A 26,996-nucleotide genomic window follows, 5' to 3' on the forward strand; every position below is an offset into this window, starting at 1 on the left:
AGATATGTGTGAACCTACCAATATAAAGCCCTGGCTACTCTACGTTGCTGCTACGCCGTTGATTCTTTAATACAGTAAATTCTTAGCTTGGTATCTGCTCCTCAAGCAACTTACTAAGCCGTGGCAGTCTTAATTACTTAAATTGGCTAACCCTATTTCTAATCTTAGCCAAAATAATTCTCTAAGCAGCCTTCTATAAAATGTAATTACACTTTTATTTTGCCCTAGCTAGAACGCGTAAGCTACTTACCACCTTTACGGGCTGTATTTTTGGCTACTGGCTGCTGCTATATAGATTTCTTTCCCTAAATGGCCTTTTGAATATTAAAGTTATTAATTTGCTTAGGCTAAATTCAAATACATTGATTTATTTATATCTCATTGAAATTTATAATTAAATTTTCAAAAACCCCTTTACACGCTTGAAAAAACTGATATAGTACGTGTGTACAGCTATTCTTTGGATTCCAACTAGCTCTGGTTATAATAATGGACTCCTAAAATATTGTTGATCTATTATGAACGCCTCCAATGACCCTTTACACGGCAAAAAACTTGCTGACATTTTGGATGAATTATTGGATTACTACGGTGGATTTGAAGGCTTAAGTCGTAAAATTGAAATTAGATGTTTTTGCATAGATCCAAGTGTTAAATCATCATTACGATTCTTACGTACCACACCATGGGCACGTGAAAAAGTAGAAAACTTATATTTGTATGTGTTACGGCAAAAAGCAAAACAGAAATCGTAGCCTCAGCATTTTAATTAGTGGTGGACTACCACCACTCTCCTAGACAAAAGTGAACCGAATTGCTTACAGCCACAGCCTTGCAAGCTGCATTTTTTAGCTACTGGCTGTCATACAGATTTCTTTTGCTAAACCTTTTGAACATCAAAGTTATTAATTTGCTTAGGCTAAATTCGAACATACCGATTATTCCATAAACTATTAAAAATTAATTAAAAATTTTAAAAACAACCTTTACATACACATAAAAATGATATAGTACATGTGTGCAGCTTTTATTTAAATTTAACCCAAAACAATTAAAAAACTTATCCTAAACCGCAAAGGTTTATAGCTACATTTTTGTTCCAAAGAAACAATCTGCTTTATACAGACTGTTTCTTACTTGGTTATATATTCAAGGTAACAAGTTATTCATCATATGCGGAAGGTTTATTCTCTGCCTTCCATTTTGTTTCAGCTTTTGTATTTGGTAAAGGTGGTTTAAACCCATTAATTGTCCATAATTCAAATGAGGTTTCATTCACGTGTAATTCCCAGCGATATCCTCTTTCTTGAACATAAGGATTCAAAATCTGAGTACAACCGTTTAAGAATTGTTGTTGAGCCTCTGGTGAAGTGATTGAGCGAGCAATATGATCAATCGCAATTCGGACAAAATCGTTGCTCTCTTGTCCACCGATATAACAAGTTGAAGCAGTAATCGGATGGTAAAAAACATTCACATAAAATTTTGGTAAGAAAGACGAATAAAGCTGTGTAATGTTTTGTGCAAGCTGTTGCTTATCTTCATCACTAAATGCATTTTCAGGATGGTATATTTTCCACATTGGCATATCAAATTCCTCTTGTTAAATTAAAAATATATTCACACTGACTTATAAATAACGTGACGGGATTGCACTTGACTGAGTTAGCCCTTTAACTAAAACATGTCGTGAAGCTTCATATTGCTCCCATAACGATACATCTTCTAAATTTGGGAAAATTAGATCTTCTCCCCGATCTAAGGCGATCAATCCGATCTCAACCAATGTTTCTGGTTGCATAAACAATGCTTCAGGAAATGGTGCAGTGGTCTCACCAAAGAATTCCGTTTTCACGGGTCCAGGCATGATGACTTGAACATTAACAGCCGAAGATTTTAATTCCGCTTGTAAGGCTTTCGAAAAATTTAGAACATATGCTTTAGAGCCACTATATGCACCAGCCCCAGCAACAGGCATTACAGCCAGAATAGAACCGACATTAATAATATGACCTGATTGCTGCTGGCTAAAACGTTTAGCTGCAACCAAAGATAGTTCCGTTAATGCAATTACGTTTACCTGCAACATCTGAACAACCGATTCGGGATTGACCAGTTGATTTGTTCCTAGAGCACCTAAACCCGCACAATTTACAATCATGTCTAATTGCTCAATATCAGCAATACGACGACAGACCTGTTTCAAACCAATTGGGTTTGCTAAATCGGCAACAATGATCTCCACGTTTTTTGAATACTTTTGCTTTATTTCAAATGCTAATTTATGAAGTCGCTCCTCACGACGTGCAACTAGTACTAAATTATATCCTCGGCTTGCCAGTTGATTCGCATAGGCTGCACCGATCCCAGAAGATGCTCCTGTTACTAAAGCAGTTTTGTCTGTTAGCGTCATATTTTTATATCCTCAATAGTAACTCTTATAATTAGAGTTATTGTGTTTTGAGTTTATAGCTCTTATAATTAGAGTTGTAAATATAAAATTTCAGAATTTAATTATTTGTTTGAAATAATAGAAAATCTTTTTGGAGTTCTTAATGAAATCGAATGACTTTGATGGTATGAACTGCCCAATCGCCAAAGTAATGAGTCTTTTAAATGACCGTTGGGGTGTCTTGATCATGCGTGATCTATTCTTAGGGTTACGAAGATATGATGAGCTTAAAAAGTCGACAAATATTACTCATGCGACCCTTTCTGATCGACTGAAAGTATTAGAAAAAAATGAACTTATTGAAAAAAAAATGTATCAAGTAAAACCCGAACGTTACGAATATATTCCGACATCTAAAGGTCAAAAAATAGGTTTGGTTATTTTAATGATGCTGCAATTGGGAAATAATTTTGATGAAGAAGAACAAATTTCTCCACAACTTATGGCCGTTGAAAAAAGCAGTAATGCGCCCATTTCCTTGGCAATTATTCGCTCAGAAACTCAAGAAGTGATTCATCCCAATCAAATTATGATTACCCCAGGACCAGCAGCTGATGAAACAACGCTCTGGCGATTCGAGCAAGCCAAAAAACATCAATTTATTTCTACAGAAAGTGATAATTAAGTTTAATATTTAAACTATTTACTTAATAAACATATACATCCTTTTCATCAATTTTATTTTACTTTTACTATAAATCCCTAAGTTCAAGTGATTACACATGACTAAAAGAACAATAAATATTTATGGAGCCAGACAAAATAACCTTAAAAATATTTCATTAAAAATCCCAAAACATGAAATTGTTGTCTTTACTGGTGTCTCTGGCTCAGGTAAATCTTCTTTAGTTTTTGAAACGATTGGCGCCGAAGCTCAAAGACAAATTAATGAAACTCAAGATAGTTTTGTACGCAACCGTTTACAGCATTTTGGCGTGGCTGACGTTGATAAAATTGAGAATTTAAATGTACCTGTCATTATTAATCAAAAGCGTTTAACGGGTAACATCCGCTCAACCGTTGCAACAATTACAGATATTTACGCCAATCTTCGCTTATTATTTTCACGTATGGGCGAACCGTTTGTTGGATATTCGAATGTTTTTTCTTTTAATCATCCCAATGGCATGTGTCCACAATGCGAAGGTATTGGTTTAGAACAAACGATTGATATTTATAAAATATTAGATTTAGATAAATCTTTAAATGAAGAAGGTGCTATCAATTTTCCTACCTATCAACCTACAGCATGGCGTTGGACTCGATATGCAGATTCAGGTTATTTCGATTTAGATAAAAAATTAAAAGATTATAGTGAAAAAGAATGGGACTTGTTGTTGTATGCCCCTCAGCACAAACCTTTGAATCCAACAAGTAAATGGAGAAAAACTGCACTTTACGAAGGATTAGTGTCCAGATTTGAACGTAACTTTTTAAAAGGAGAAACACGGGAAAGAAATCGTTATGGGAATAAGCTTGAGCAGATTATTACAACCAAAGAATGTTCTTTATGCAAAGGCCAACGGCTTAATCAAAAATCTTTATCTTGTAAGATTAACGGTAAAAATATTGCTGAATGTATAGCTCTATCTGTATCAATGCTTTTAGAGTTTATAGAGTCCATAAAAAGTGAGAAATTTGAAACCGTTTTACATGAGCTCATTAATAAGCTGAGCAACTTAAACTTAGTTGGTCTCAGTTACTTAAACCTTAATCGTGTGAGCAATACATTATCAGGCGGTGAATCACAACGAATCAAGATGGTTAAACATTTGGGTAATAGTCTAGTTGATTTACTCTACATTTTTGACGAGCCAAGTATTGGGCTGCATCCAAAAGATTTAGATAATATTATTAAAATCATTCAAAAGATTAGAGATAAAGGAAATAGTGTTTTACTGGTTGAACATGACCCTGATCTTATTAGAACAGCTGACCATGTCATTGATATGGGGCCTCTTTCTGGTGTCAATGGTGGTCAAATTATTTACCAAGGGACTTTCACAGAGTTAAAGAACTCATCAGGTTTAACAGGCCAGTTTTTTAGAAGACCAAATGTCTATAAGAAAACACCACGCATTCGTTGTGAATGGATTTCGATTAAAAATGCCCATTTATTCAATCTAAAAAATATTGATGTCGATATTCCCAAAAATTGTCTAAGCGTGATTACAGGCGTTGCGGGTTCTGGAAAAAGTACGTTAATCAGTAAAGTCTTACCGCAACAATATCCTGAAACAAAAGTGATTGATCAATCTGCAATTACTGCAAGCATCCGGTCAAATTTACTAACCTATCTAGACCTTCTTGATCCGATTCGTCAACTATTTGCAAAAGCAAATAAAGTGAGTGCTAAGCTCTTTAGTTTTAACAGCGAAGGTGCCTGTCCTCAATGTAAAGGATCAGGTATCGAGAAAATTGAACTCGCATTTTTAGATGATGTTGAAATGACATGCGATCTTTGTCACGGCTCAGGATACGCCCCAGAGGTGCTAAAGTATCACTATAAAGGTAAAAACATTGCTGAAATCTTGAAAATGACTGTTACAGAAGCCAGTCACTTTTTTGAAGATCGTAATTTGCAACAGCAATTTAATTCATTGGTAAGTTTGGGGTTAGACTATATTGCAATTGGCCAACGCTTAAATACTTTTTCCGGTGGCGAGCGGCAAAGATTAAAACTCTCAAAAGAATTTAATGAAACAGATAATATTTTTGTATTAGATGAGCCGAGTACAGGCTTACACCCTTCTGATACTGAAAAATTGATTAGTTTATTAAATAGCTTAGTTGAAAAAGGCAATACGATCATCGTTATAGAACATAATTTAGATATCATTAGCCAAGCAGATTGGATTATTGATATTGGTCCATTAGCTGGTGACAAAGGTGGTGAATTGGTGTTCTCTGGAACTGTTAATAGTTTGCTCTCAGCAGAAAAATCATTCACTGGCCACTATTTGAAAAAGTATCTAGAGCTGTAACAATCTGAATGCCTAGCTTGGCACAATCAGTTTTTTAAAATGTGAGAGTCAGATCGACTCTCACACCAATTGCAGTAAGAAATACTCAAGCAATCTCTCCCGCTCATTCACTTGTAGATAGCCTTATGACCGATACTTGGCCTGAATCATTAGCATGATAATAACGAACAACGAAGGTATTGCAGCAATCACAAATAAATGGGTAATGACCAGAAATTGAGAAAGATAGCCACCAAATAACGGACCAATGACCGAACCCAAACGGGCAATCCCAATACTCCAGCCCACACCAGTGGTACGAAGTGAAACTGGGTAATAACTCGCAGACAGCGCATTAATGGCAGGTTGCCCGCCCACAATCGCAAAGCCCGCAATGAAAATGATGATGAATAATAAAACAATATGGCTAACAGCATAGCCAATTAAAGCAACACTAATCACTGCAACAAAAAAAACAGGAATTAATACTTTATAAAATCCAGTCTTATCGATTTTAAGGCCCATCACGATACTACCGATCGTACCGCCTAATTGTAGAGTTGAGCCGATCATCAATGCCTGATTTAATGACAGCCCTGACTCTTTGGACAAAGTCGGTAGCCAGTTCGCCAGAAAATAGAGACTGATCATGTTTAAAATACTGATGATCCAAATGGAATAGGTAAAAAATGCACGCTTATTTTTAAATAACTCAAGCGGTGACTTCTTAACCTGAACTTCAGTTGTATTGATGATTTTCATCTCTGAATTAAATGTTAATGCAGGATAAAATTTCTTTAACCAAAACAAAATTTGGGGGGTATTTTTGCTATTTTCACTTAAAAAATATAAAGACTCTGGCAGCTTAAAGAATGTGATAAAGAAAATAATTAAAGGAACAATACCGCCAAAATAGAAAATCGCCTGCCATCCTCCCCAAGGAACTAATAAGGCAGATATACCTCCTCCCAACATTGCCCCGACCGTATAACCACAAGAAATGACCATCATGGTGAAAATACGAGATTTATATGGAACAATTTCGGAGCTATAAGCCATAACATTTGGCATGATACCTCCTAAAAAAATTCCTGTAACAAAACGGATTGCAGTCAATTGCTCAATATTGCCGACATGTGGTGTTACCAGCATCAATATAGAGAACATAAAGGTTGAGATTAGTAGGATTGGACGGCGGCCAAAACGATCAGAAAGTGAACTTAATAAAAATGATCCGACAAACAAACCAAATAAGCTGGCGCTAAACACAACGCCTAACATGGTTTTATGAACGCCCCATTCTTCAATAATCATTGGGGCTGCGTAAGCCATGGACTGAATGTCATACCCATCCATAATCATCAGCAATAAACAGGTGAACAGAATAAATTTCTGATAACGTCCAACTTTGTGCTGATTGATCAAATCACTTAATGCAACTTCTTTCATGGTCATCCTTTCTCCATGTTGCGCTTTCAATTATTTTCATTTTAATTATGTTATTCATAATCAATTTACGATTATCGTAAAACAAAATAGCAATATTAGCCCCCAAAAGTCAAAATATTAACTTTTCGGTTCATCGCACGGCGCTTATGCTCTACTCATCGCATCAAATTTTTAAATTAACTTTTATATTCAAATACTTGATTTAAAAAACTGCTCTAGCACCAGATCCCTTTCTTCCAAACTATTGGAACTTAAAAACTGGAACATCAAACCATCGATTAGGTTTAACACCATGCTGGCATCTGGTTTTATTGCATAAGTTTCTAGACTAAAAATCAGATCGAAAATCTCATGAAGTAGCCATTTTCGATATTCAACTACCATGCGGTAACTCTGCGAATAAACGAGTTTAATTTCAAATATGGCTTTTAACAGCAAATGATACGGGCTATTAAAACAGACATGTAAACGTACAATTTCTTTGAGTTTGTCACTTGAAGTGTAGTAGCGGTTTGAATAAATGATCGCTAGCACTTCTTCTTTAAGGAGTCTCTTTTGAAAGACGATACACATTTCAATCAGGCGCTCTTTGGACTGAAAATAATGATAAAAAGTGCTTTTGGTTATTTCGGACTCTTTCACAATCAGGTCTATTCCCGCTGTGTGGAAACCATGAGTGGTAAATAAGTGTATAGCCGTTTGGACGACCTTTAGTTTTTTGGAAGAGATTTCTAAATGTGGCATAGTTTTTCCGTTATAAATTCTTGTTGTTTCTAAAAGAGATACTTTTTTAGGAGAAAAAAAGGCATAGCAAAGCCGTAAGACTGTGCTTGGCACATCTCAAGTTTTATTGTTGATGCAAGTTTTTTGAGCCGTAATGACTTAAAGCCTGAAAACCCTAAAGGTTATCAAGCTGCTTTAAATTTTTAAGTTGTGTCGTTATAGCTTTTGGCAATGGTTGCCAAGAAATTATGGATGAGCAAAGCCAACTCCTTATATATGGAGTTCTGCCAGAGCATAAAATTATGGTGGCAGAACGGAAGAAGGTTAGCAGACTGGTTTCGACTCCAGCACACCCGAGGGTGTCCCTCTCCCGTCCTACCGCTACGGGAGGGAACTGGGAGTGCGCGCACAAAACTATTCCTCAGAAGAAATAATCCTGATGCGGTCGAAACAAACGGTCTGCTAAAACCGACTGGCGATGTAGGCCAGCCCGCAAATGGTAATCTCAGATATTTAAGGTGTCAATGTAAAATTGGCTAGAAATTATTTAAATAGTTATTATTTTTCATTCAATTACATATTTAAGGAAACTCTTAAGTAATATTTACAATCTGCTTTTATATCATTAAGTTAAAGTTTAAAGTTATAGAGACCTAAGGTCTGGTTTGGTTCATATTAAATAAGAATGAATAAATAAAAATGAGCAATTACTCTTATGCCTAATCTAAGTATTCAGTATAAAATTATAACCTAATCGACCATCTTATAAATTAGGCCGCGTCATATACTTAAAGCGATAAGAGCAAAAAATGACTCAAAATCAAGTTGAACTCGCAGAGACATTGTCAAAAGAATCTCATAAAGGTCAAAAGTATGGTTCTCATGATTACTTTGATTACCATATTAAAGGTGTGGTCAATTCTTTAATCGAGCATCAATTTTCAGAAATCTACATTATTACCGCCCTTCTGCACGATAGTGTTGAAGACACGCCTCTTACACTCGACAAAATCGAAAGTTTATTTGGAAAAGAAATCCGTGATGCTGTCGATGCATTAACCAAACGAGAAGATGAAACACGTGAAGAATATTTATTCCGTTGTGGTTTAAATCCAATTGCCCGAGTCGTGAAACTTCATGATGCAGCGTTTAATGCGCATAACTCACATAAGGACAATAATCACGCACGTGTCGATTATTACCTTCAAACTATGTTAGCTGTTTCAACGGCGCAAGATAGGTTGGGCTGAAAAGGTCAAACTCGCTAGGTTTATTAAGTCTAAAACGATTCACTTTGATTTTGTAACGCAATCAAAATCACCATGAGAAAAGTCTCTTGCTCTAGCTGACATTTACCATTTTGTGCAGATATTTGCTCAATCCTATTTAATAACTTAAGAATTGAGCAAATTTTTGCTCATAAATCACCTACGGCGAATCTCTGCTTAAATACGTCAAAGGCAGCCTACTTTTACTTATTTAAGCCCTTAAAAATTTCTTCTAAAGTTATTCCTATTGCAAGCAGCTCACTATCTTGATGAGCTAGGCCATCTATTTCAAAACCAACTGGCAGTTTTGATTTCGCACCCTTTCCAATGGGTAAGCTCAGTCCCGGTATTCCAATATTACTGCCGGGGTCTGTGTTTCGCATGAGTGTTTGGAAAGTTTCAATTAAATAGACTTGTTCGTTTGCAAGTGGTGCAACAATTGGTGACGTCGGAAATAATAAAGCATGTAAGTTATGTGCTTTAAAGGTGTTTTGGTAGAGTTCAATCAACTGTGGCCGAGCTTCACTAATGGCTTTTTCATACAAAGGTAAAACTGGAACAATTTGCCCCGTCGGATCTATAGTTAACTCAGGAAGAATATTCAATTTAAAAACTGCCTGTACATCTGGGCTTGAAATCTGATCGACTACAGCCTCTATAGTCAAATTTACCTGATAATCTTTCAAATATTGAATCAGGTCATATTTGCCTTCATAGATGGCCACAGGAAATGAAACCGCTTGATTAAGTTGTTCTAAATTCGGCATATCGACAGGAATAATTTCGACTCCTGCATCTTTTAAAAGCTCAAGAGCAATATGCGCCTGCTCATGAACATCTTCATCTAAATTATTCCAAAAATATGAATTGATACCGAGTCGAATTTGATGAGGGGGTAATGGTTTTTTTCTTGGTTCTTGAGTAATAAGCTCATCAATTAAAATAACATCCGATACAGTATGCGCTATGGGGCCAGCGGTATCCCGAGTATGTGAAATTGGGGTAATACCGTTTTGTGAATACCGTCCTACTGTTGGACGAAAACCCACACAACCATTTAAAGCACTTGGTAATCTAATCGAAGCGCCAGTATCTGTACCCATAGCAATCGGAACCATGCCCGCCGCAACAGCCACCGCACTACCCGAAGAAGACCCGCCTGCAATGTGTAACGGGTTTACGGCATTTCGTATACCCACCACGCCCTCTATATGCATGGCAGTATTATAACCTGTGACCCCAAAGGCCAATTCGTGCATATTGGCTTTACCAACAATAATCGCGCCTTGATCAATAAGTTTTTGAATAACGGGCGCAGAAGTTTGAGGTCTAAATTGAGCTAAAGCTGGCGTACCTGCACTATTTGGGAAACCTGCAACATGAATATTATCTTTAACCGCAATTAAAATACCCATCAAAGCTGGACATGGTTTTCCACTTAAGAGGTATTTATCCCAATATTGAGCTTGTTGAATTGCCGAAGCTTTATCTGTGCTAATAAATGCATTTAAGGATTGCTGTTTTTCAATCGTATCGAAGTAATGATGCACAAGCTCTTCACAAGATACTTTTCTCTCTTGAATCAATTGAGTAATGATATCTACTGAAGCATTTGATAGATCAAGTGATTCAATCCAGTTATTTTTTTCATTTGTATTTAACATAGTAACTTAGAATCCATTTAAGTTGTAATTTTAGGAACTTAGTACAAATTGCCCATTCATTCGCATCCTCAAAATTGAGGATTGCTTAAACGTTAATGTTGAATGAGCAAAGCCATTTCAGTGCGATTATTGCAGCCGATTTTTCTCATAGAATTGTTCAAATGAGTTCTTAATGTGGTAAAGCCAATACCCAGTAAATTTGCCACGTGTTTATCACTTAAACCTTTAGATACCAACTGAACCACTTCTTGTTCACGTGAAGTCAAACCGTATTGGGTTGATAAATCTGCTGGTAAGGCTTGAGTAAAATAAGGTTCAAGCAGAGTTAATATTCTTTTTTCACGCTCACCAAACATTTCAGCATCTTGTGCACGCCAAATACGTAAATCACCAACATCTACACCATTTCGGACAAAATAAATATTTATGCCGTGATACAAACCATAGGCGCGTAAAAACTCATTGTAATACGGTGTTTTTTTAAGGTCTGTGAGAGGTATGACTTCATTTACAAATGTCGGTTTCTGGAGTTTACGAAGCTGTGCAGTAATAGGGTCTGCAAATTGCCAAATACACTCATAGTCCTCCATGGCTTTGGGGTCGATTTTCCATATCACGCCTTCTTTCGATAAGTTATGCGCTGAATCCCAAATATAAGATGCGGCGAAATCTGCTCTTAATAAAATGGCAATATCTGCAATGATATTTTCACGTAAATTGTATTGCCCTTTCCCTGAGCCAAGTTTCCATAATATTTCAGAAAACAAGGTGAACTCAGACGGGCTTAAATCTTTTTCTAAAAGTGCAGTCATAGTCTGCCTATTTAACGAAATCCATCGATTTTTAAGAAGATCGGTTAAGCGCTTCTTTTGAGCTTATTCTTATGACCGATCTCGTCCTTTTCTATAACATTTATGTGCAAATATTAAAATAATTTTAAAGTATAATTCCTAATAACACTTTTCCATGAAAAAAATTATGCTTTTTTAGCTGTTGAAATTCTTCCTCTGAAATTACTTGTCGAATAAATACAGAAGGCTTCGATCAACTTTTCTCGCTTTTCTTTTTTGCTCCATTAGCTTTTCATATTCTTCTTCTGACATTACTTGTCGATTAGGTGTAGATTCAATGTGCGGTGAATACCCTCTATAATTATCAAACTTATTTTCTCTGTAATATTGTGCTTTATCATAATCAGTCATATTTGACGTCTGGAATAGAACGTCTTTATTTCGCTCAGCCTGTCTAAAAACTTGATTTGTACGATCTATTTTTTGTTGATTTGATAACTCAAAAAAATCTACTTTCTCACGACTGTTATTATTTTGAATCCCTTCATCCTTACCAATTAAGATAGAAGGTTTTTTTTCGAAAAAATCATCAGCACTGTACACTGGGCCAATAATCAATAAACTTATAAAAATTAATAATATTCTACCCATAAAATTCTTGTGCTCATTACAAAATATTGGAATATGTAAATTTTATATAACTTTAATAAAAAATCTATTGCTCCGTATCTTATTTTTCCGATGCTTCGTCTCCTAATAAATAAACTCGTTTAGCTTGTAGAATCCATAATAAAGCCCGCATATACGAGCTTTTATAAACAGAGTCTTTTTATTTTTTAGTTTTAGAACTTATATTGAGTTGTCAATAAGCTCGCCAGATAAACATTTATAGAAAATTCTTTGTCTGTAGCCACTGATCATCATTTCTTTTTCAAAGTCACTTTCTTTGATATTTTCATTATTAACCTCAATTAAGATTTTATTTAAAACTATTTCATATGCTGATTTTGAACTTTCAGAATTAAACTTATGTATTTCCCTGAATTTTCTGAGTACTTCTTTTTCATCACTTAAAGTTACACCTGCTTGTCTCCTCTCCATAACTTTTTCTGCTTGTATGCTTATACGTTCACACGATGTTTGAAGGCTAGGAGTATCCGAATATGCCATACAGCCATTTGAAACGATGATACAAGTTAATAATAAATATCTTTTCATTTTAATCTAACAATTTAATTTAAGAGATATTATCAAGAACATCAGTTATTTATAAACAAAAAACTCACAAAATGAAACCCACTCATTGAGTGGGTTTTTTATTACTAACCGTTTTGCCTGAGGTGGTCTTGGAACTCTTGGTCGTGTATTTTGTCGTAATTAACAGGGTCGTAAACGCATCCAGTTAAAATAACAATTACAGCAAGTGCAGCAACCAACTTTTTCATTGAGACAGCCTTTCTTTTAACGCAAAAGATTTGCTTTAAGTATACTCCTACGCAATCGTTTTTATTGGACATAATTAAGGCAAACAATTGTTATTTTTAAAATTATAGCTGTCCTTTAGCATATTTTCTGATTTTTTAACAAAATCAAATCAAGTACTAATAAAAAACTTAAGTCTCAAATTTTTCTAAGAGCTGGTTTCTCTAGTTTCAATCGGTACTATTGACCTTAAAATAAAACCTAATCGAATGGGAGGCTTTTATAACTATGCCAGCCCCCCATGCAGTTATAAATCGTAAAACTTCCTAATTAATTTTGACTAAAATCAAACGCGTTAGTCAGGTCACCAGTCGCTTGACGGAAACCAGCTAATGGCTTCAAGTTAAAGCGTTTGGTAATAAATTTCAGAATAGAAGCAGTGTCATAATAGGTATGATCCACAAACCCTTTTTTAGCATACGGAGAAATCACAACTGCAGGGATACGAGTACCTGGACCAAAACGATCACCTTTAGGCGGAGCTACGTGATCAAAGAAACCACCGTTTTCATCTGTAGTAATAATCACAGCCATATGACCCCATTGTGGGCTCTTCTGCAATGCTCCAACAATTTTTGCAACTTCTGCATCAGAACTCTGAATGTCTGAATAACCTGGGTGAGCATTGATGTTACCAGCTGGCTTATAGAAAGAAACTGCTGGTAAAGTACCAGCTGCTGCATCAGCATAAAGATCAATTGCATCTTTTAAGTGAGCAGAACGCTCATTTTGACCAGACGTTGTTGTTGGATCAAAACGACTATAGTAGTTGAATGGTTGATGATGTGGCTCGAAATCTTCTTGACCCGGTTCTTCAGCCCAGATGATTTTGTACGGGTTAGCAGTCGTACCGATATTCGGTGAAGTGCCTTCTTTCAAAGCATTGTTCCAAGCACCAGCATACCATTTCCAGCTAATACCACCATTACTCAACGTATCACCAATAGTAATGGTCTTGCTAGAATCAATTGGAGGCAATACTGGATTATTCGGGTCGGCTTGGTTAGCCAGCATTGGGTTAGCACCCGGTGCAGCTGCAGAAGCTGAAGGTTGATAAGGAGGCAAAATGGTATTCACAGCATAACCATCATCCGTATATTGACCATCTTGGACAAACTTAACTTGACCATTTTGTACACTAATTGGTGTTTTAGCAGGATCAATTACTAGACTAGAACCACCTGGTGTAGTCACGATAGCACGCATGCTAGCAGGTGCTGCCGGGTTATACGGCGCACAAGCACATACAAAATATTGATGATTTAGGAACGAACCACCAAATGCACCCATGAAGAAATTGTCAGCCAATGTATATTTCTGAGCAAGTTTGAATAGGTTCAGACCTGAGCCATCGTAGCTACCCATCACCAGACCACCACGGTTGGAATAAGCAGCAAACATATTATTTGCTCCACCATTGATCTGCATTTGATTTTGGTAAAAGCGGTGAACAAGGTCAGGACCTGTAGCAGATTGAGCAAGACTAACTGGTGCAGCATCAAGGCGGAAAGGTGCGTTAGTTAGCTTGTTGATTACACCCAAATTTGGATCGGTTTCGCTTCCCCATACTGGAGGCAATGTTGTCAGCGTTGTTTTGCCATCAAAATCAACCTGTGCATTAGCAGCAGTGTAGTTATTTATACCGTTTGCCCCTGGAAAATTACCGAATAAATTATCAAATGAGCGGTTTTCCAAATAAATCACCACCACGTTTTGTACTTTGCTAATATCATTAGGTGCTACCGAAACACTCGTATCACTTGATGATTTTCCTACATGACAGCCAACCAGAAACATAGGTCCGATGGCCAAAGCAGCCACCAATAGTCCTCGCATCTTTATAGTGTATGTTTTCATTGTAAGCTTTCCTTAATCAGACTAAATTTAAGAGTGTGTCAGTCTCCTTACTGCAAAAATTAATAGCTAAATAAGTCAAGATAATGACTAAACCAACAAATAACCGACAGCTGGATTACTAAGGACGAATTTCTTTTTCTTATTACGGGATTTGTTGATTTTCGGGCACAGTAATGGGTGGTAATTTACCTTGCTGTTTTGTAATTGCATCAACGTTAGTTTGTGTTTTAGGACCATCCAAGGCAGGTAAATTCAAGCCTCAGTTGCTAAATACCAGTTTTTCCAAGAACTAGTTCCTCTCGTTTTAATCGGCACGGTTGGAATGAGTTTTTCTTTTAATACTTCGGTTTGCTCAAGAGCTTTTGCAAGTCTTGCTTTGACTGAATGAATGCATTCACGGTCACCAAATTCGCAGCGGTCTAAAGTTGTTCCACCACAAGGCCCATTGGCTAAACCTTTTGGACAAGTTTCAGGGCAAATATATAAAGTGTCACCTAAACGGCACTGACCACAACTTTCACAGCCCACGAGGCTATGTTTACTCAATACTTCGGTTTTAAGTAATGCTTTGGCAACCAAAGTATTTTCCCAAAATGACGCTTTAAAAATAAACCGTCCAACGCCTTTAGCAATTTTTGAATCAAACAGCGCCTCATGCATCACATGTAACTGGCGATATTTAATCATTTGTTTAGAAGTAGGCAAATGCGAAAAGCTAGAAATTTCAGGCGCAAATTCTTTGCCTGTGGTGACTTGCCAAAGTGAGTTCCAAAGCTCTTCTAAGGCTTTAAGCTCCAAATGGCGATATTGCTCGACATAGCTTTCAAGCAACATTTGCTCTTCGGGCTTATGACAAGCAGATAAATGAATTCCTGCAAATCCCAAATGTTTACATATCAAAATCTGTAAAGCGCAGCGTAAATAAACACGGTCAGTATGCCCTGCCTGTTTCTCATCTGCCAGAACTGTTAGCATATGCGGAGTAATCACAATACCTGCCACTTTATGCTTCACCATAAAATTGGCACGTGCCAAAGTCAGTGGCATCACACAAGCCAGTATTTGCTGTGAATAATCATGCTTGGTTAAAAATGATTTGGCTTGTTTTAAAGCTTCTATATCATAGCCCAATTGGGTAATGATAAAGTCTGCGCCTGCTTTAATCTTCTTATGCAGTTTTAAATACTGGGCATCACGCTCAGCTTCAACATATTTAAATGGGTTAAAAGCAACGCCAATACGAAAACCACCATGTTGCTTGGCTGCCATTACGGCGTTTACCGACTCTAGGTATCGACTACGAGGCTGCCCATCTCGACCATTATGGTGTTCTTTAAGTTTATCGCCTGTAAGCAATAACAAGTTTTGAATATTGGCTGCTTGGGCTTGTTCTAAAAACTGCTCAAAGTCTTGTATATCTCGGGCCTTACCTGAATAGTGTAAGACTTTATCGATTGAGTCAGGGTAACTTTTGCTGGCATCAAGTGGCGCAATATCATGATCTGAATGTACACGATCTGCCAATGTCATTGCCGCCGGATATCCTGCAAACTCATGTTTCACAGGATAAATTTCATGCAGTGAAGTGAGATATTCCACCAACACAAAAAACTGATTTGGTTGGAAGCAAGGAGAAACGTGTGACATAGGCAAAGTGCTGATCAAAACATGACATCAATCATAAGCGCGGCATTATAAATCAAAGCGCATCAATATGCGCTAGTCAGAAAGCTCAATGTTTTGCTTATCTTCACTCTCTTTATTTCTGGGTAATTCGAGTGAGCGAGGAAATATAAAATCGAAAGAATCGAGTGCATAGCGGTAAAGCTGAGCTGGGCGTTTGCCCACAATTTTACTGTGGTTGGTTTCTTCAACTGCACCCGCTTCTATCATACGGCGCCTAAACGCTTTTTTATCTAAAGATTGCCCAAGAATAATTTCATAAATGGTTTGTAGCTCAGTCAGTGTAAACAACTCAGGCATGAGACTGGCTGGCAATGCGGTATAGCGAGTTTTATTGGTGAGACGCTCTAAAGCTAAGCTGAGCAATTCATTGTGATCAAATGCCAATGCTAAATCTTGTGCTTTTACTACAGGCACCCATTCGCTGTATTCAGCCAAGGCTTGGTGTTGGTACGCATTAAAATCAATTAAAGCAAAATACAAAATGGTCACGGCCCAACCACGCGGGTCACGTTTCGCGTTGCCGACAGAGACAACTTGTTCCAAGTATGGCGAAGCAATTCCTGTTTTTTCGACCAGCTTACGATATGCCGTGGCCATCAAGTCTCGATCATGGGTTAAATCGGCAAAACCGCCCGGTAAAGCCCATTGATCTTTGGCTGGAAAGTTTGGACGCTTAATGAGTAATACCTGCAACTGACCATTAAATACCGAGAAAATAGCCATATCGACAGTGAGTAAAGGTGCGTCATAATCTCGGCGATCATAACTGGCAAGGAATTCTTGTTCAGTTTGAATAGTCACGTTCAGCCTCTCAATAAAAATGATGAGCCGATACCCATGTAACGACTCATCTAAACTCAGTTATACGATGGATAAACGCTCACGAATTTGATCCAGAGTACACTCATATTGAAGTTTACCATTTTCAAAGACGGTTTTTAGTGCTCCGCCTTGTTCTTGTTCGGCTGTTTGCTCATCAAACAAGGTAAAACCATTTTCACTTTCTTCGATGCGTAATAGACCTTTAGCAGATTTTTTTACGCCAGAGTCCGTAATCGGGTCTTTAAACAGCTCTCGACCTACACCATTGACCTGCCCCCAAGTTGCTTTTACAGCAAACCCAAAGGTATCGCGAGTTAAGTAGTTATAAGTAAAGCTGCCTATACCAAACACCAAGTTGTTTGAAGCAAAGCCTTTGGCTTCTAACCCTTCCAAAATGTGCTGTGCACGGCCTAGAGTAATTGAGTCACCATAAATTAAGCCAACACGCTCATTCAATACTTTATAGCCTTGGTCGGTTGTTGTACCGCCGAACACTTCCCATAAGCATTCAACTGCACCTTTGTAGGCTGGACTTCCAACTTCGGCGTCTGGGTCACCACAAATAATTTTAACTGGGTCGCCAGAGTCAGGACGGAAAACCAATTTAGCCAAACCCAAAGCATTCGGTTGTCTCGCCAAAATTTCAGGTTTTAAAGCCACGGTAAACTCTGTAATGACTCGCCAAAAGTCCCAAGTGTCAGACACAATACTGACAACACCAGACGGATAAAGTTCGCAGATTAAACGCTTAAATGTTTCTAGCTCACTGTTTTCGGTGCCCATACACATCACACTGTGTTCGGTCGCTGGTACAGAGACCCCGATGACACCAGTTGCTTTGTAGTATTCTTCGGCGTAGTCAATTGAAGCAACCGAGTCTGTTCCAATAAAACTGGTTAAGTGGCCTACACCTGATTGCGCTGCATCATAAATTCCACTCATACCACGGCTACTAAAATCGTGTCCTTGCACAGGTACAAAATCGAGTGGTGCGCCAGTTTTTACAGCATATTGAGTTAATAAACGTTTGTACTCGTAGGCAATAGTTGCTGTAGTACAGCTTTTCCACAGCTCAGCACTTAACACGGTTTCAATATAATTCGTTAACCAAAAGAAACGTGGATTGGTATTAATTACAGTGAGCACGGGTACACGCATATTGACGCGACTACCTTCTGGCAATGCTTTAATGCGTAAAGGTAAATAACCCAAGTCATGTAATGCTTCAATGTGATCGACCGGTACTGCACCTTCACCTAGTGAACTATCCATACGGCGTTTATAAGCAGCCACCACTTTGTCTTTAGGCTGTTTGAAAAAGCCTTCACTCCATGTATCGATTAAAAAGTGTTTAATAAAACCTTGAAGCCCAAAGAACACAACTTTATCGTCAAAGTCAGGCAACATTTTTGCGAGTCGAGATGAACGCGGCGTAAAGTTAGCATATACATACTCTGTACCTTCGGGATACTGACGTCTGTGATCAGCTTTATAAAAATCGATAGCGTTTAATGGATTAAGTTTAATAGTCATCTTTGTTCTCTTTATTCTGCTGCAAAAGCAATTACTGAAATTTTGTCTGATGGTTGTTGTGGAAAGCTGTCTGAGGTAAATAGTTGGTCAAGCAATCCATCAAAAACCTCAATTCCTTTACTAAAAATACCGTGAGTCACGTATAGAACGACCTTATGGCAATTAAGGCGACGGAGTTCTTTGGCAATACCAATAAAGGTTGCACCGCCGTCACAAATGTCATCGGTAATGACCGCTGTTAGGCCTGATAAATCAGTCGCATGTACATGTGTACCCAAAATTTTGCCAGTCACTGGGTCACGCTTTTTATCACACTGAACAATAGTGATTGGTTGTTTACACTCAACATTAAAAGCATCTGCAACCATTTGTGTACGTGCTTTTGCGCCTTTGTCTGGGCAAATCAGCACGGTTTTTTCATCTTTTAACAGTGTGCTTAGTGCTTCACTCTTTGCGATGATGTCAACTGAACTCACATTTACAACTTCGTTAAAAGAAGTATTGGCAGTGAGCAAAGCTGTTGTTACTTCACTATGGCAGTCCCAAACAGTCAGCTTGCCTTGTTTGCCCGCTTTTTTATCGGCATTGATATTGAGTAACTTCGTCATCACATCGAGAGAAAATGCTTGGCCAACTGCACAAATACGGTCCTGACGTGCATATGGAAAATATGGAATTTCTAGGTCAACGGTTAAGCCTTGAGTCAGCAATATATTTTCAAGTAGTAAATAATCCATCACATCATGACTTGAGGTCATTTGAGCACGTACCAATACCGTGCCAGATAGTGAACCTAAAGTTGTCTCATCAAGTTGAACATGACGCTCGCCACCAGAAAACTGCGTAAATTTCACTGGAATTTCATTTCTTGCCGCATCTAAAAGCTGGATAGCCATATCATCCTCTTTTTGTCTAATGACCTTCGATGAATATATAGTGGCATAAAGCCACTATATGTTGCAAGTCTATTTTTTTAAACTTTTTTCGAAGCCATTTAAGACATAAAATTTGCAGTTTTAGAGCGTTTATAAATTCGTTATTTAATATAAATTATTATTCAAGATATTGAAAAAAATAATTAATTTACAAAAGTCATGACTAAAAAAACTCCTATCAAAAGTAATGGATACAACTTTGCTCGCCATAAATCAGGTAGTTTTGAAATAAATTTTTCTGAAAAATAGAGTCCGATCCATGTTCCTGCAACCAAAAATAATGCAGCTTCAAACCAGATTAGACCGATAAATCCACTAGGTGTCCATTCAGATTGCCAAAGTGACAATACACAATAGGTCAGCGTTGCAGTTAAAGACAAAGGCAACGTGAGAATGTTTGCAATAGCAGCAGCCTCTGCCATAGAACTACCCCGCCGCCGTAATAACGGAACCGTCATGACGCTTCCTCCCACACCTAAAAGCGCTGCAACCCAGCCAATTATTCCGCCTTTAATAAGTTCGCTATTTTGACCATCATGTTGCTTTTGCATTGATGTCACCAGAAAGCCTGGTCTGTAATAACAATCAATAATCGTTACGAACACATAGCCCATAAATATCCAGCGAAGCCAGTTTCCATTAAATAATGAGGCCATTACCGCACCAACAACTCCACCCAGTGCGATACCACTCCATAAAAAGCGGATCTTTTGCCAATCTATATGTCCAGACCGATAGTGCCGAAAAGTTGCAAAACTTGCCGAGCACAACATCACAAAGGCTGATGTCGCCACGGCGATTTGCATAGCATGTATGCCAACACTGCTTTCATTGCCCCACTTGTGAATAATCAAGGTATAAAGCAAAGGCACAGCAACAAAACCACCGCCAAAGCCAAATAACCAAGTGGTTACGCCTGAAAGCAGCCCAAATAAAAATAGCTCATATAGCATGATCATCTTCCTCACGTTTATAGAGGCATGATATAAAATAGCCATGTGGCAAACTAACGTAGAAAAGCCATTCTTTTATTTATTTCAGCCAAAAATATATGCGTAATATTCCAATTAACGATGTAGATCATTTACCGCAAGCGGTTCTGGCTTTGGGATCAGACTATCCTGCTGATACCTTACTAGATACACATAGTCATCGCCGTGCACAGTTTTTATATGCACCCGAAGGCGTAATGAAAGTTGAAACCGAAGATGGTCAATGGCTTGTCTTGCCCTATAGTGGTGTGTGGATACCCGCTGGCAAACCACATCAGGTATGGTTGTCTAAAGTCAGTACTTATAGTTTGTATATAGAGACGGATAATGCGCCAAGACAGGCAATATATTGTGAAGTCGTACAAGTTTCACCGTTACTGCATCAACTACTCATTCAGGCAAATCAGCTACCTGTTGACTATCAACGTGCAAGCCGTGACGGCGCTCTTATCGATTTATTGTTATATGAATTAGAAGCTGCACCAGCCCTGCCTTTGTTTATTCCGCTACCTCACAACACATTACTCTCTAAACAGTGTGCTGAATTTATGAAAGCACCTAATATTCATAGTAGCCCTAAAGATTGGGCACATGATCACAATAAAAGTGAACGGACTTTTCATCGTTGGTTTAAGTCTGAAACGGGTATGTCCTTTCAAGCATGGCGTAATCGGGTCTGCATCATCTATGCTTTAAATGCATTAAAAGAAAATATCTCAATTACTGAAATTGCTTTTAGTTTGGGCTATGAACACTCAGCAGCTTTTACCGCAATGTTCAGTAAAATTATGGGCTATCCACCTACCCATTTTCTAAAAAAATTTCATGCTCAGAATGAAACGCTATAAATATTTAGTCATGTGAATAGTGTCATACGTCTCGATCCATTCCCGTTTTATAACTCTCTTTTCAATATTTAAATTTAATCAGAAAGTTTGAGATCAAGTACGCCTAGAAACTTCAAAATAATCATTAAACGTTAGGCCTGATTTTTTCAGGCCTAACGTTTAAGTCAGACAGTTTGTATAAGCACTATTCAAATAATTTAATAGTCATGTCAGCTCAATCAACATCAAAAGAAATAAGTCGCTATAATCCAGCCCAACACCTGATAGACCTAATCTTCTGATGCTTACCTCCTCATCATTCTGGCGTAGTCTTTATCGTTTAATTCATATTTATGCTGGTATTTTTATTGCACCATTTATATTGGTTGCTGCAATCACCGGTTTACTCTATGCAATTACGCCTCAACTTGAACAAGCAATTTATAAAGATGTTCTATATGTTGAGCCACTGAACCAAGCGGAATTTAAGCTTAGTCAGCAAATTGAAGCCGCAAAAAAAGTAATGCCTATGTCTGCACAAGTGATTGAGGTTAGACCAGCGCCAAGCTCTGACCAGACAACACGAGTAATTTTTTCAGACCCCATACATCATTTTACGAGTGAAGCAGTTTTTATTGATCCTTTTACACTTCAAGCCAAAGGTCATCTAGCTGTGTATGGTACCAGTGGTGTTCTGCCATTTCGAACTACGCTTGATCAGTTACATAGCAATTTATTACTAGGAAAATGGGGACGTTTTTATAGTGAGCTGGCAGCAAGTTGGCTCGGAATTTTAACTTTAACCGGCTTGTACAATTGGTGGAAACGTCGTCAGAATTTTAAAATCAGACAAACACAGAAAAATAAATTATTGAGGTGGCATAGCACGCTTGGTTTAGTCTTATTTCCAATTTTACTGTTAATCGCTATTACGGGTCTGACATGGTCTGGGTGGGCTGGAGATAATATTCGAGTTGCTCGTCAATGGCTCAACTGGCAAACCCCAACATTAGCAACTTCTCTTCAAGATGATAATTTACCAACAGTGATGCACCATGAACATCACGAGATGCCGCACAGTGAAAATGTTAATTTAAATATTATTTCAAGTGAATACGATACAGTTCTTTCAATGGCCCGAGCACATGGCATTGATGCAGCACAAATACAAATCAAACCACCCACCAGTGGAAATCAAGCTTGGACCGTGGCCGAGATTCAGCGCAAATGGCCAACTCAAGCAGATAGCATCGCAATTGATATGGAACAACACAAAGTCATTGATCAACTTGCTTTTAAAGACTACTCACTAGTTGCTAAGCTGACTCGTTGGGGAGTTGATGCCCATATTGGTATTTTATTTGGCTGGATAAACCAACTTGTACTGGCGCTTTACGCTCTCGCCCTGTGTATTATGATTATTTATGCATATAGAGCTGCGTTTAAAAACTCGAATTTAAAACACATGACCACTCACTTTGTGAGTCAAAGTTTATTCTTATGGAATCATGCGACTCGCCAACACAAAGTATTAATGATGAGCGCACTTATACTTTTAGGAATAAGCTTACCTGTTTTCGGTTTGAGTATGCTATTTACCATACTCATCCTTGCAGTACGTAAGAAACATATCGAATCTAAATTATAAGTTTTACCCCTCACATTTAGACGCAACCTATGTGCTGTGCATCCTACAATCAAGATGCACAGCAAAGATAAAACCAGATTAATGATCAGATAATGTTTTCATATCAATCACGAAGCGATACTTCACATCGCTCTTTAGCATACGTTCAAAAGCTTCATTAATATTTTGCATATCAATCATTTCTATCTCAGAAACAATATTATGCTCACCACAAAAATCTAATAACTCTTGTGTTTCTTTAATTCCACCAATGACCGATCCCGCAATTGATCTTCGTCCTAAAATCATAGGGACTGAATTTGCGCTAATTTCACCTAAATACCCAACCAACACAATGGTTCCATTTAAAGCTAGTGTTGGAATATAAGGCTTCAAGTCATGGTCATAAGGCACAGTATCAACAATTAAATCAAATTGATTTAACACTGATTTCATTTGAGCTTCATCTGTTGATAACACAACATGATGCGCACCGAGTTGTTTGGCATCTTGTTCTTTGTTTGCAGAACGGGTAAATAATGTCACTTCTGCACCTAGAGCATTGGCAAGTTTAATAGCCATGTGCCCTAAACCACCTAAGCCGACGACTGCAACTTTACTACCCTTTCCAATATTCCAATGGCGTAGAGGCGACCATGTGGTAATCCCCGCGCAAAGAAGTGGTGGTACAGCTTGAGCATCCAGATTTTCAGGTACTTTTAATACAAAATCTTCGCTACATGTAATGCTTTGTGAATATCCACCATAAGTTGGACTATGGTCATGGCGATCTACGCCGCCATAAGTCTGGATATTGCCTTGTTCACAATACTGTTCTAGTCCTGAATGGCAAGCCGAACAAGTACGGCATGAATCTACCATACAGCCAATTCCAACTAAGTCACCAACTTTATATTTTGTGACTTTAGAACCGATTGAGGTTACGCGCCCTACAATTTCATGGCCTGGAACTAATGGATAAGCACTAAAGCCCCAATCGTTTTTAGCTTGATGTAGATCGGAATGGCAAACACCACAATATTCAATTTGAATAACAACATCATCCTGCCTTGGAGTTCTACGTTCAAACCTAAATGGAACTAAAGGCGTTTCTGAAGACAGCGCGGCATATCCTAAAACTTCATTTGTCATATTTTTTCTCTCATATTTAATGTGTAAATAAAGACGAGTTCGTCTCTGAGAACTCTTTTAGAACGTCAGTTGATTCAGCACCAACATACCAATGGTTAGAAATAGAGGCCTTATAATTTCAGTGGCTCGCCGCTTTATATTGCTCATCTGAAACAGGCTCTAACCAGTCCACATTTTTGCCATGTTCATCAGTTGCAGTTAAAGCAAGGTGTGTCATTGCACAATGCCCAGTTGCACCATGCCAATGTTTCACTCCAGGTGGACAATAGATCACATCCCCTACAGAAATTTTCTCCGCAGGTTTGCCCCACTCCTGTACCAGTCCTTCTCCTTCTGTAACAATGAGATATTGCCCTTTAGGATGGGTATGCCAAAATGAACGGGCACTGGCATTAAAACTTACATAGGCACTTGAAGCATTTAAACTGTCAGTAACATCAGTTAATGGTTTAATCGCAACTTGACCCGTAAAAATATTATCTGGGCCAGTAATTACCTGTTGTTGGTTGGCTTTTTTAACAGTTTGAGATGCTACGACTGATTTTTTATCCATTGCGGGTACTCCCATTGAGATAAAATTGATACCCATGTCCTCAATTTAATGAGGGGACGCAGGATTAAGCGTTGTTCAAACAGTATAAAAATGAAAGTCGACAGGCGTTGTTCTATTCCTCTTACAGATTTGCCTAATCCTCCGAATTGTTGCACTTCGCTCTATTTTTCTTATTTGAAATGCCTACAATAAAAACACAGATGGCAATAGGTGGAATCTGAATGGCAAATAGATCTCTAAACCATAATCAAGAATTAGCTCAACTTGTCGATCAATGGACCCGAGAAAAAGGTACATTCAAAACGCCTATTGCAGGGCTGACTTTATATCGCGCAGAAACGTTGACCCCACCAAGTAGCAGTATGATGGATGCCAGTCTATGTATGATTGCTCAAGGGAAAAAACAAGTTATTCTTAGCGAAGAAACCTATACCTATGACTCTAATCATTTTCTTTTTACGGCAATTGACCTGCCTGTAATCGCTCAAGTTCTTGAAGCTTCGGTTGAACAACCTTATCTTTCAATAGTGCTACGCCTAGACCCCTATGTGCTTGCCCAAATCATGCTTGAAGCGCATATTCCTTTTAAAGATACAAATATTGAAAAGAAAGGTATGGCGGTTGGAGTCGTCAATTCAGAGCTAAATGATGCTTTTACACGGTTATTAAAACTACTGGATACACCACAAGACATACCAATCTTGTCTCCTCTTATTATTAAAGAAATTTTTTATCGTTTATTGATGAGTCCACAAGGTGATCGGCTTAAACGTATTGCTGCGGCAGGAACCACAGGTCATCGAATTGTGAAAGCGATTGAATGGCTGAAAAATAATTTTGCAAAATCATTTAGTGTTGAAGAGCTTGCCAGCACAATGGGGATGAGTGCATCAAGTTTTCATCAACATTTTAGGGATATAACCTCGATGAGTCCCTTACAATATCAAAAAAGAATGAGGTTAACTGAAGCACGGCGTTTATTGATGACTGAAGAATGTGATATTTCAACGACCAGTATTCAGGTCGGTTATGAAAGTTTGTCGCAATTTTCAAGGGAATATAAACGCTTTTTCGGGGCGCCACCGTCGGTGGATATAAAAAGTATATAAATAAAAAAGCCCTGAATATTCAGGGCTTTTTTATTTATCGCGTATTACTGTGGAATAATATTCACAGCACTTGGACCTTTTTGGCCTTGAGCGATATTAAAAGTTACTTTCTGACCTTCATGTAAAGTTTTGAAGCCAGAAGAAGCGATTTCTTTAAAATGAGCAAACACATCTGGACCAGATTCTTGTTGAATAAAACCGAAACCTTTAGTTTCGTTAAACCACTTTACTGTACCAGTATTTGTATTAGACATAATATATCCTTTAATTTTAATCATTTGAGTCATTTAAAATGACAAATATAACTTGAAAAAATGATAACGAATTGAGCTTAATATCTGAAAAAACGAAGGATTATGACTAAAACTACGATACTTAAAGAAGATTTACTACAAGTCTTTTTTCTAGTTAACTTAAGCATATAGGAAACCAATATTTATTCAAGATTTTTTTATTAAAAATAAGATACATCACTTACGTACTACAGATAAATCCCTATTTTTTCTTAGATATTTACCTTTTATAACTTATGAGACTCTTCAACTATATTTATTATAAGCCCATGTAAGAAAACTACATTGGACTCGCTCCAACAGGCTGAGCATTCGGATGTAAGACATGAAATTTATAGGCTTCCGCAACATTCTTTATTTGGTTCTTTATGGCTGCATTTTTATCTTTATAAAAATGATTATTACGATTGTCACGGGGTTCTATATTGCTAAACGTAAGCTTAGCTTGATGATCTTTAACTTCTATTTTCAAAATATAATTAAAGGAATCATCCGCAATCTTAATCATATTTCTGCTTAGACAGTCCATACAATTATCAAATTTTAGCCCTGCATGTCCTTTAATTGTCAGTACTTTATTTACTTCATCTGCCTGAATAATCTTTCGACTTGAAACATAATCCACCACATTGTTTCGCCAGTTTTTAGAAGCATCATAAATTTGCGTTTGGCTCAAACCTTTGAAATTAACAATTTCTGAAAAATACTCGTTTTTCTTTTCAGCAGGTTTTTCATCAACTTTATTAGGCAAAGAAAGACAACCTTGCATACCTAGTACAGCAAAACTTAATGTAGCAGCTAAAATTACTCTTCTCACG

General features: G+C 37.6%; 25 protein-coding genes. 7 read left to right on the forward strand and 18 right to left on the reverse strand.

Annotated elements, in window-relative coordinates:
- The first annotated feature begins 518 nt into the window (after positions 1-518).
- The gene (locus I5515_RS16185; RefSeq protein WP_004961824.1) at positions 519-755 is read left to right on the forward strand and encodes a VF530 family DNA-binding protein; all 237 of its coding nucleotides are present in this window, start codon (positions 519-521) and stop codon (positions 753-755) included.
- A 407-nt stretch (positions 756-1,162) separates the two neighbouring features.
- Here I5515_RS16185 and I5515_RS16190 read toward each other — a convergent pair whose 3' ends face one another.
- Positions 1,163-1,588, reverse strand: a complete 426-nt coding sequence (locus I5515_RS16190) for a tautomerase family protein (protein ID WP_199968601.1) — start codon at positions 1,586-1,588, stop codon at positions 1,163-1,165.
- A 42-nt stretch (positions 1,589-1,630) separates the two neighbouring features.
- A complete protein-coding gene (locus I5515_RS16195) occupies positions 1,631-2,413 on the reverse strand; it encodes an SDR family NAD(P)-dependent oxidoreductase (protein WP_199968603.1) in 783 nt (260 codons plus the stop codon).
- A gap of 142 nt (positions 2,414-2,555) precedes the next feature.
- Between I5515_RS16195 and I5515_RS16200 the strand changes: the two genes are divergently transcribed.
- Together I5515_RS16200 and I5515_RS16205 are read left to right on the forward strand one after the other, a co-directional pair.
- Complete coding sequence (locus I5515_RS16200; protein WP_199968605.1) at positions 2,556-3,077, forward strand: winged helix-turn-helix transcriptional regulator; 522 nt, start codon at positions 2,556-2,558, stop codon at positions 3,075-3,077.
- A 97-nt stretch (positions 3,078-3,174) separates the two neighbouring features.
- The gene (locus I5515_RS16205) at positions 3,175-5,436 is read left to right on the forward strand and encodes an ATP-binding cassette domain-containing protein (RefSeq protein WP_199968607.1); all 2,262 of its coding nucleotides are present in this window, start codon (positions 3,175-3,177) and stop codon (positions 5,434-5,436) included.
- Between the two features lie 123 nt (positions 5,437-5,559).
- Here I5515_RS16205 and I5515_RS16210 read toward each other — a convergent pair whose 3' ends face one another.
- Positions 5,560-6,864 (reverse strand): MFS transporter, encoded by a 1,305-nt coding sequence (locus I5515_RS16210; RefSeq protein ID WP_199968722.1) that lies wholly within the window; start codon positions 6,862-6,864, stop codon positions 5,560-5,562.
- 189 nt (positions 6,865-7,053) lie between these two features.
- Entirely contained in the window at positions 7,054-7,608 is a 555-nt protein-coding gene (locus I5515_RS16215; RefSeq protein ID WP_199968608.1) for a TetR/AcrR family transcriptional regulator, read from the reverse strand.
- Between the two features lie 788 nt (positions 7,609-8,396).
- On the opposite strand from I5515_RS16215, the gene I5515_RS16220 reads away from it, so the two are divergent.
- Positions 8,397-8,837 carry an HD domain-containing protein gene (locus I5515_RS16220; protein WP_199968610.1) on the forward strand — a complete coding sequence of 147 codons (441 nt, stop codon included), beginning with the start codon at positions 8,397-8,399 and terminating at the stop codon, positions 8,835-8,837.
- A gap of 221 nt (positions 8,838-9,058) precedes the next feature.
- Here the strand turns inward: I5515_RS16220 and iaaH are convergent, their stop codons facing one another.
- The 10 genes from iaaH to I5515_RS16270 form a co-directional block, all read right to left on the reverse strand.
- Positions 9,059-10,519 carry an indoleacetamide hydrolase gene (gene iaaH, locus I5515_RS16225; RefSeq protein WP_199968612.1) on the reverse strand — a complete coding sequence of 487 codons (1,461 nt, stop codon included), beginning with the start codon at positions 10,517-10,519 and terminating at the stop codon, positions 9,059-9,061.
- Between the two features lie 92 nt (positions 10,520-10,611).
- The gene (locus I5515_RS16230; RefSeq protein ID WP_199968614.1) at positions 10,612-11,331 is read right to left on the reverse strand and encodes a response regulator transcription factor; all 720 of its coding nucleotides are present in this window, start codon (positions 11,329-11,331) and stop codon (positions 10,612-10,614) included.
- Positions 11,332-11,532: 201 nt separating this feature from the next.
- Positions 11,533-11,961, reverse strand: coding sequence for a hypothetical protein (locus I5515_RS16235; protein WP_199968616.1), 429 nt, complete (start codon positions 11,959-11,961; stop codon positions 11,533-11,535).
- Positions 11,962-12,159: 198 nt separating this feature from the next.
- Positions 12,160-12,528 carry a hypothetical protein gene (locus I5515_RS16240; protein ID WP_199968618.1) on the reverse strand — a complete coding sequence of 123 codons (369 nt, stop codon included), beginning with the start codon at positions 12,526-12,528 and terminating at the stop codon, positions 12,160-12,162.
- Positions 12,529-13,062: 534 nt separating this feature from the next.
- Entirely contained in the window at positions 13,063-14,649 is a 1,587-nt protein-coding gene (acpA, locus tag I5515_RS16245) for an acid phosphatase (RefSeq protein ID WP_199968619.1), read from the reverse strand.
- Between the two features lie 252 nt (positions 14,650-14,901).
- Entirely contained in the window at positions 14,902-16,296 is a 1,395-nt protein-coding gene (locus tag I5515_RS16250) for a methylenetetrahydrofolate reductase C-terminal domain-containing protein (RefSeq protein WP_199968620.1), read from the reverse strand.
- A 72-nt stretch (positions 16,297-16,368) separates the two neighbouring features.
- Positions 16,369-17,136, reverse strand: a complete 768-nt coding sequence (locus I5515_RS16255) for an NUDIX domain-containing protein (protein WP_199968621.1) — start codon at positions 17,134-17,136, stop codon at positions 16,369-16,371.
- 60 nt (positions 17,137-17,196) lie between these two features.
- A complete protein-coding gene (locus I5515_RS16260) occupies positions 17,197-18,690 on the reverse strand; it encodes a nicotinate phosphoribosyltransferase (protein ID WP_199968622.1) in 1,494 nt (497 codons plus the stop codon).
- Between the two features lie 11 nt (positions 18,691-18,701).
- Positions 18,702-19,586 carry a phosphoribosyltransferase family protein gene (locus I5515_RS16265; protein ID WP_199968623.1) on the reverse strand — a complete coding sequence of 295 codons (885 nt, stop codon included), beginning with the start codon at positions 19,584-19,586 and terminating at the stop codon, positions 18,702-18,704.
- A gap of 182 nt (positions 19,587-19,768) precedes the next feature.
- Complete coding sequence (locus tag I5515_RS16270; RefSeq protein WP_199968624.1) at positions 19,769-20,578, reverse strand: sulfite exporter TauE/SafE family protein; 810 nt, start codon at positions 20,576-20,578, stop codon at positions 19,769-19,771.
- 98 nt (positions 20,579-20,676) lie between these two features.
- Here I5515_RS16270 and I5515_RS16275 point away from each other — a divergent pair, with 98 nt between their 5' ends.
- Together I5515_RS16275 and I5515_RS16280 are read left to right on the forward strand one after the other, a co-directional pair.
- Positions 20,677-21,465, forward strand: a complete 789-nt coding sequence (locus tag I5515_RS16275) for an AraC family transcriptional regulator (RefSeq protein WP_199968625.1) — start codon at positions 20,677-20,679, stop codon at positions 21,463-21,465.
- Between the two features lie 280 nt (positions 21,466-21,745).
- On the forward strand, positions 21,746-23,092 hold the full coding sequence (locus I5515_RS16280; protein ID WP_199968627.1) for a PepSY-associated TM helix domain-containing protein: 1,347 nt from the start codon (positions 21,746-21,748) through the stop codon (positions 23,090-23,092).
- 78 nt (positions 23,093-23,170) lie between these two features.
- Here I5515_RS16280 and I5515_RS16285 read toward each other — a convergent pair whose 3' ends face one another.
- Positions 23,171-24,223 carry an NAD(P)-dependent alcohol dehydrogenase gene (locus I5515_RS16285; RefSeq protein WP_199968629.1) on the reverse strand — a complete coding sequence of 351 codons (1,053 nt, stop codon included), beginning with the start codon at positions 24,221-24,223 and terminating at the stop codon, positions 23,171-23,173.
- Positions 24,224-24,341: 118 nt separating this feature from the next.
- Positions 24,342-24,812, reverse strand: coding sequence for a cupin domain-containing protein (locus I5515_RS16290; RefSeq protein ID WP_199968631.1), 471 nt, complete (start codon positions 24,810-24,812; stop codon positions 24,342-24,344).
- Positions 24,813-24,997: 185 nt separating this feature from the next.
- Between I5515_RS16290 and I5515_RS16295 the strand changes: the two genes are divergently transcribed.
- Positions 24,998-25,885: an AraC family transcriptional regulator gene (locus tag I5515_RS16295; RefSeq protein ID WP_199968633.1), complete on the forward strand. Its 888-nt coding sequence runs from the start codon at positions 24,998-25,000 to the stop codon at positions 25,883-25,885.
- Between the two features lie 44 nt (positions 25,886-25,929).
- Here I5515_RS16295 and I5515_RS16300 read toward each other — a convergent pair whose 3' ends face one another.
- Together I5515_RS16300 and I5515_RS16305 are read right to left on the reverse strand one after the other, a co-directional pair.
- The gene (locus I5515_RS16300) at positions 25,930-26,139 is read right to left on the reverse strand and encodes a cold-shock protein (protein ID WP_199968635.1); all 210 of its coding nucleotides are present in this window, start codon (positions 26,137-26,139) and stop codon (positions 25,930-25,932) included.
- Between the two features lie 319 nt (positions 26,140-26,458).
- On the reverse strand, positions 26,459-26,995 hold the full coding sequence (locus I5515_RS16305) for a DUF4468 domain-containing protein (protein ID WP_199968637.1): 537 nt from the start codon (positions 26,993-26,995) through the stop codon (positions 26,459-26,461).
- Between the last annotated feature and the right edge of the window lies 1 nt (position 26,996).

Origin of the sequence: Acinetobacter calcoaceticus (assembly GCF_016508255.1) — a bacterium.
Taxonomy (GTDB): domain Bacteria; phylum Pseudomonadota; class Gammaproteobacteria; order Pseudomonadales; family Moraxellaceae; genus Acinetobacter; species Acinetobacter calcoaceticus_E.

What these genes read in the sequence shown, in the direction of transcription:
- I5515_RS16185 (WP_004961824.1), top strand. Translation starts at nt 519, where the DNA reads ATGAACGCCTCCAATGACCCTTTACACGGCAAAAAACTTGCTGACATT.
- I5515_RS16190 (WP_199968601.1), bottom strand. Translation starts at nt 1,588, where the DNA reads ATGCCAATGTGGAAAATATACCATCCTGAAAATGCATTTAGTGATGAA.
- I5515_RS16195 (WP_199968603.1), bottom strand. Translation starts at nt 2,413, where the DNA reads ATGACGCTAACAGACAAAACTGCTTTAGTAACAGGAGCATCTTCTGGG.
- I5515_RS16200 (WP_199968605.1), top strand. Translation starts at nt 2,556, where the DNA reads ATGAAATCGAATGACTTTGATGGTATGAACTGCCCAATCGCCAAAGTA.
- I5515_RS16205 (WP_199968607.1), top strand. Translation starts at nt 3,175, where the DNA reads ATGACTAAAAGAACAATAAATATTTATGGAGCCAGACAAAATAACCTT.
- I5515_RS16210 (WP_199968722.1), bottom strand. Translation starts at nt 6,864, where the DNA reads ATGAAAGAAGTTGCATTAAGTGATTTGATCAATCAGCACAAAGTTGGA.
- I5515_RS16215 (WP_199968608.1), bottom strand. Translation starts at nt 7,608, where the DNA reads ATGCCACATTTAGAAATCTCTTCCAAAAAACTAAAGGTCGTCCAAACG.
- I5515_RS16220 (WP_199968610.1), top strand. Translation starts at nt 8,397, where the DNA reads ATGACTCAAAATCAAGTTGAACTCGCAGAGACATTGTCAAAAGAATCT.
- iaaH (WP_199968612.1), bottom strand. Translation starts at nt 10,519, where the DNA reads ATGTTAAATACAAATGAAAAAAATAACTGGATTGAATCACTTGATCTA.
- I5515_RS16230 (WP_199968614.1), bottom strand. Translation starts at nt 11,331, where the DNA reads ATGACTGCACTTTTAGAAAAAGATTTAAGCCCGTCTGAGTTCACCTTG.
- I5515_RS16235 (WP_199968616.1), bottom strand. Translation starts at nt 11,961, where the DNA reads ATGGGTAGAATATTATTAATTTTTATAAGTTTATTGATTATTGGCCCA.
- I5515_RS16240 (WP_199968618.1), bottom strand. Translation starts at nt 12,528, where the DNA reads ATGAAAAGATATTTATTATTAACTTGTATCATCGTTTCAAATGGCTGT.
- acpA (WP_199968619.1), bottom strand. Translation starts at nt 14,649, where the DNA reads ATGAAAACATACACTATAAAGATGCGAGGACTATTGGTGGCTGCTTTG.
- I5515_RS16250 (WP_199968620.1), bottom strand. Translation starts at nt 16,296, where the DNA reads ATGTCACACGTTTCTCCTTGCTTCCAACCAAATCAGTTTTTTGTGTTG.
- I5515_RS16260 (WP_199968622.1), bottom strand. Translation starts at nt 18,690, where the DNA reads ATGACTATTAAACTTAATCCATTAAACGCTATCGATTTTTATAAAGCT.
- I5515_RS16265 (WP_199968623.1), bottom strand. Translation starts at nt 19,586, where the DNA reads ATGGCTATCCAGCTTTTAGATGCGGCAAGAAATGAAATTCCAGTGAAA.
- I5515_RS16270 (WP_199968624.1), bottom strand. Translation starts at nt 20,578, where the DNA reads ATGCTATATGAGCTATTTTTATTTGGGCTGCTTTCAGGCGTAACCACT.
- I5515_RS16275 (WP_199968625.1), top strand. Translation starts at nt 20,677, where the DNA reads ATGCGTAATATTCCAATTAACGATGTAGATCATTTACCGCAAGCGGTT.
- I5515_RS16280 (WP_199968627.1), top strand. Translation starts at nt 21,746, where the DNA reads ATGCTTACCTCCTCATCATTCTGGCGTAGTCTTTATCGTTTAATTCAT.
- I5515_RS16285 (WP_199968629.1), bottom strand. Translation starts at nt 24,223, where the DNA reads ATGACAAATGAAGTTTTAGGATATGCCGCGCTGTCTTCAGAAACGCCT.
- I5515_RS16290 (WP_199968631.1), bottom strand. Translation starts at nt 24,812, where the DNA reads ATGGGTATCAATTTTATCTCAATGGGAGTACCCGCAATGGATAAAAAA.
- I5515_RS16295 (WP_199968633.1), top strand. Translation starts at nt 24,998, where the DNA reads ATGGCAAATAGATCTCTAAACCATAATCAAGAATTAGCTCAACTTGTC.
- I5515_RS16300 (WP_199968635.1), bottom strand. Translation starts at nt 26,139, where the DNA reads ATGTCTAATACAAATACTGGTACAGTAAAGTGGTTTAACGAAACTAAA.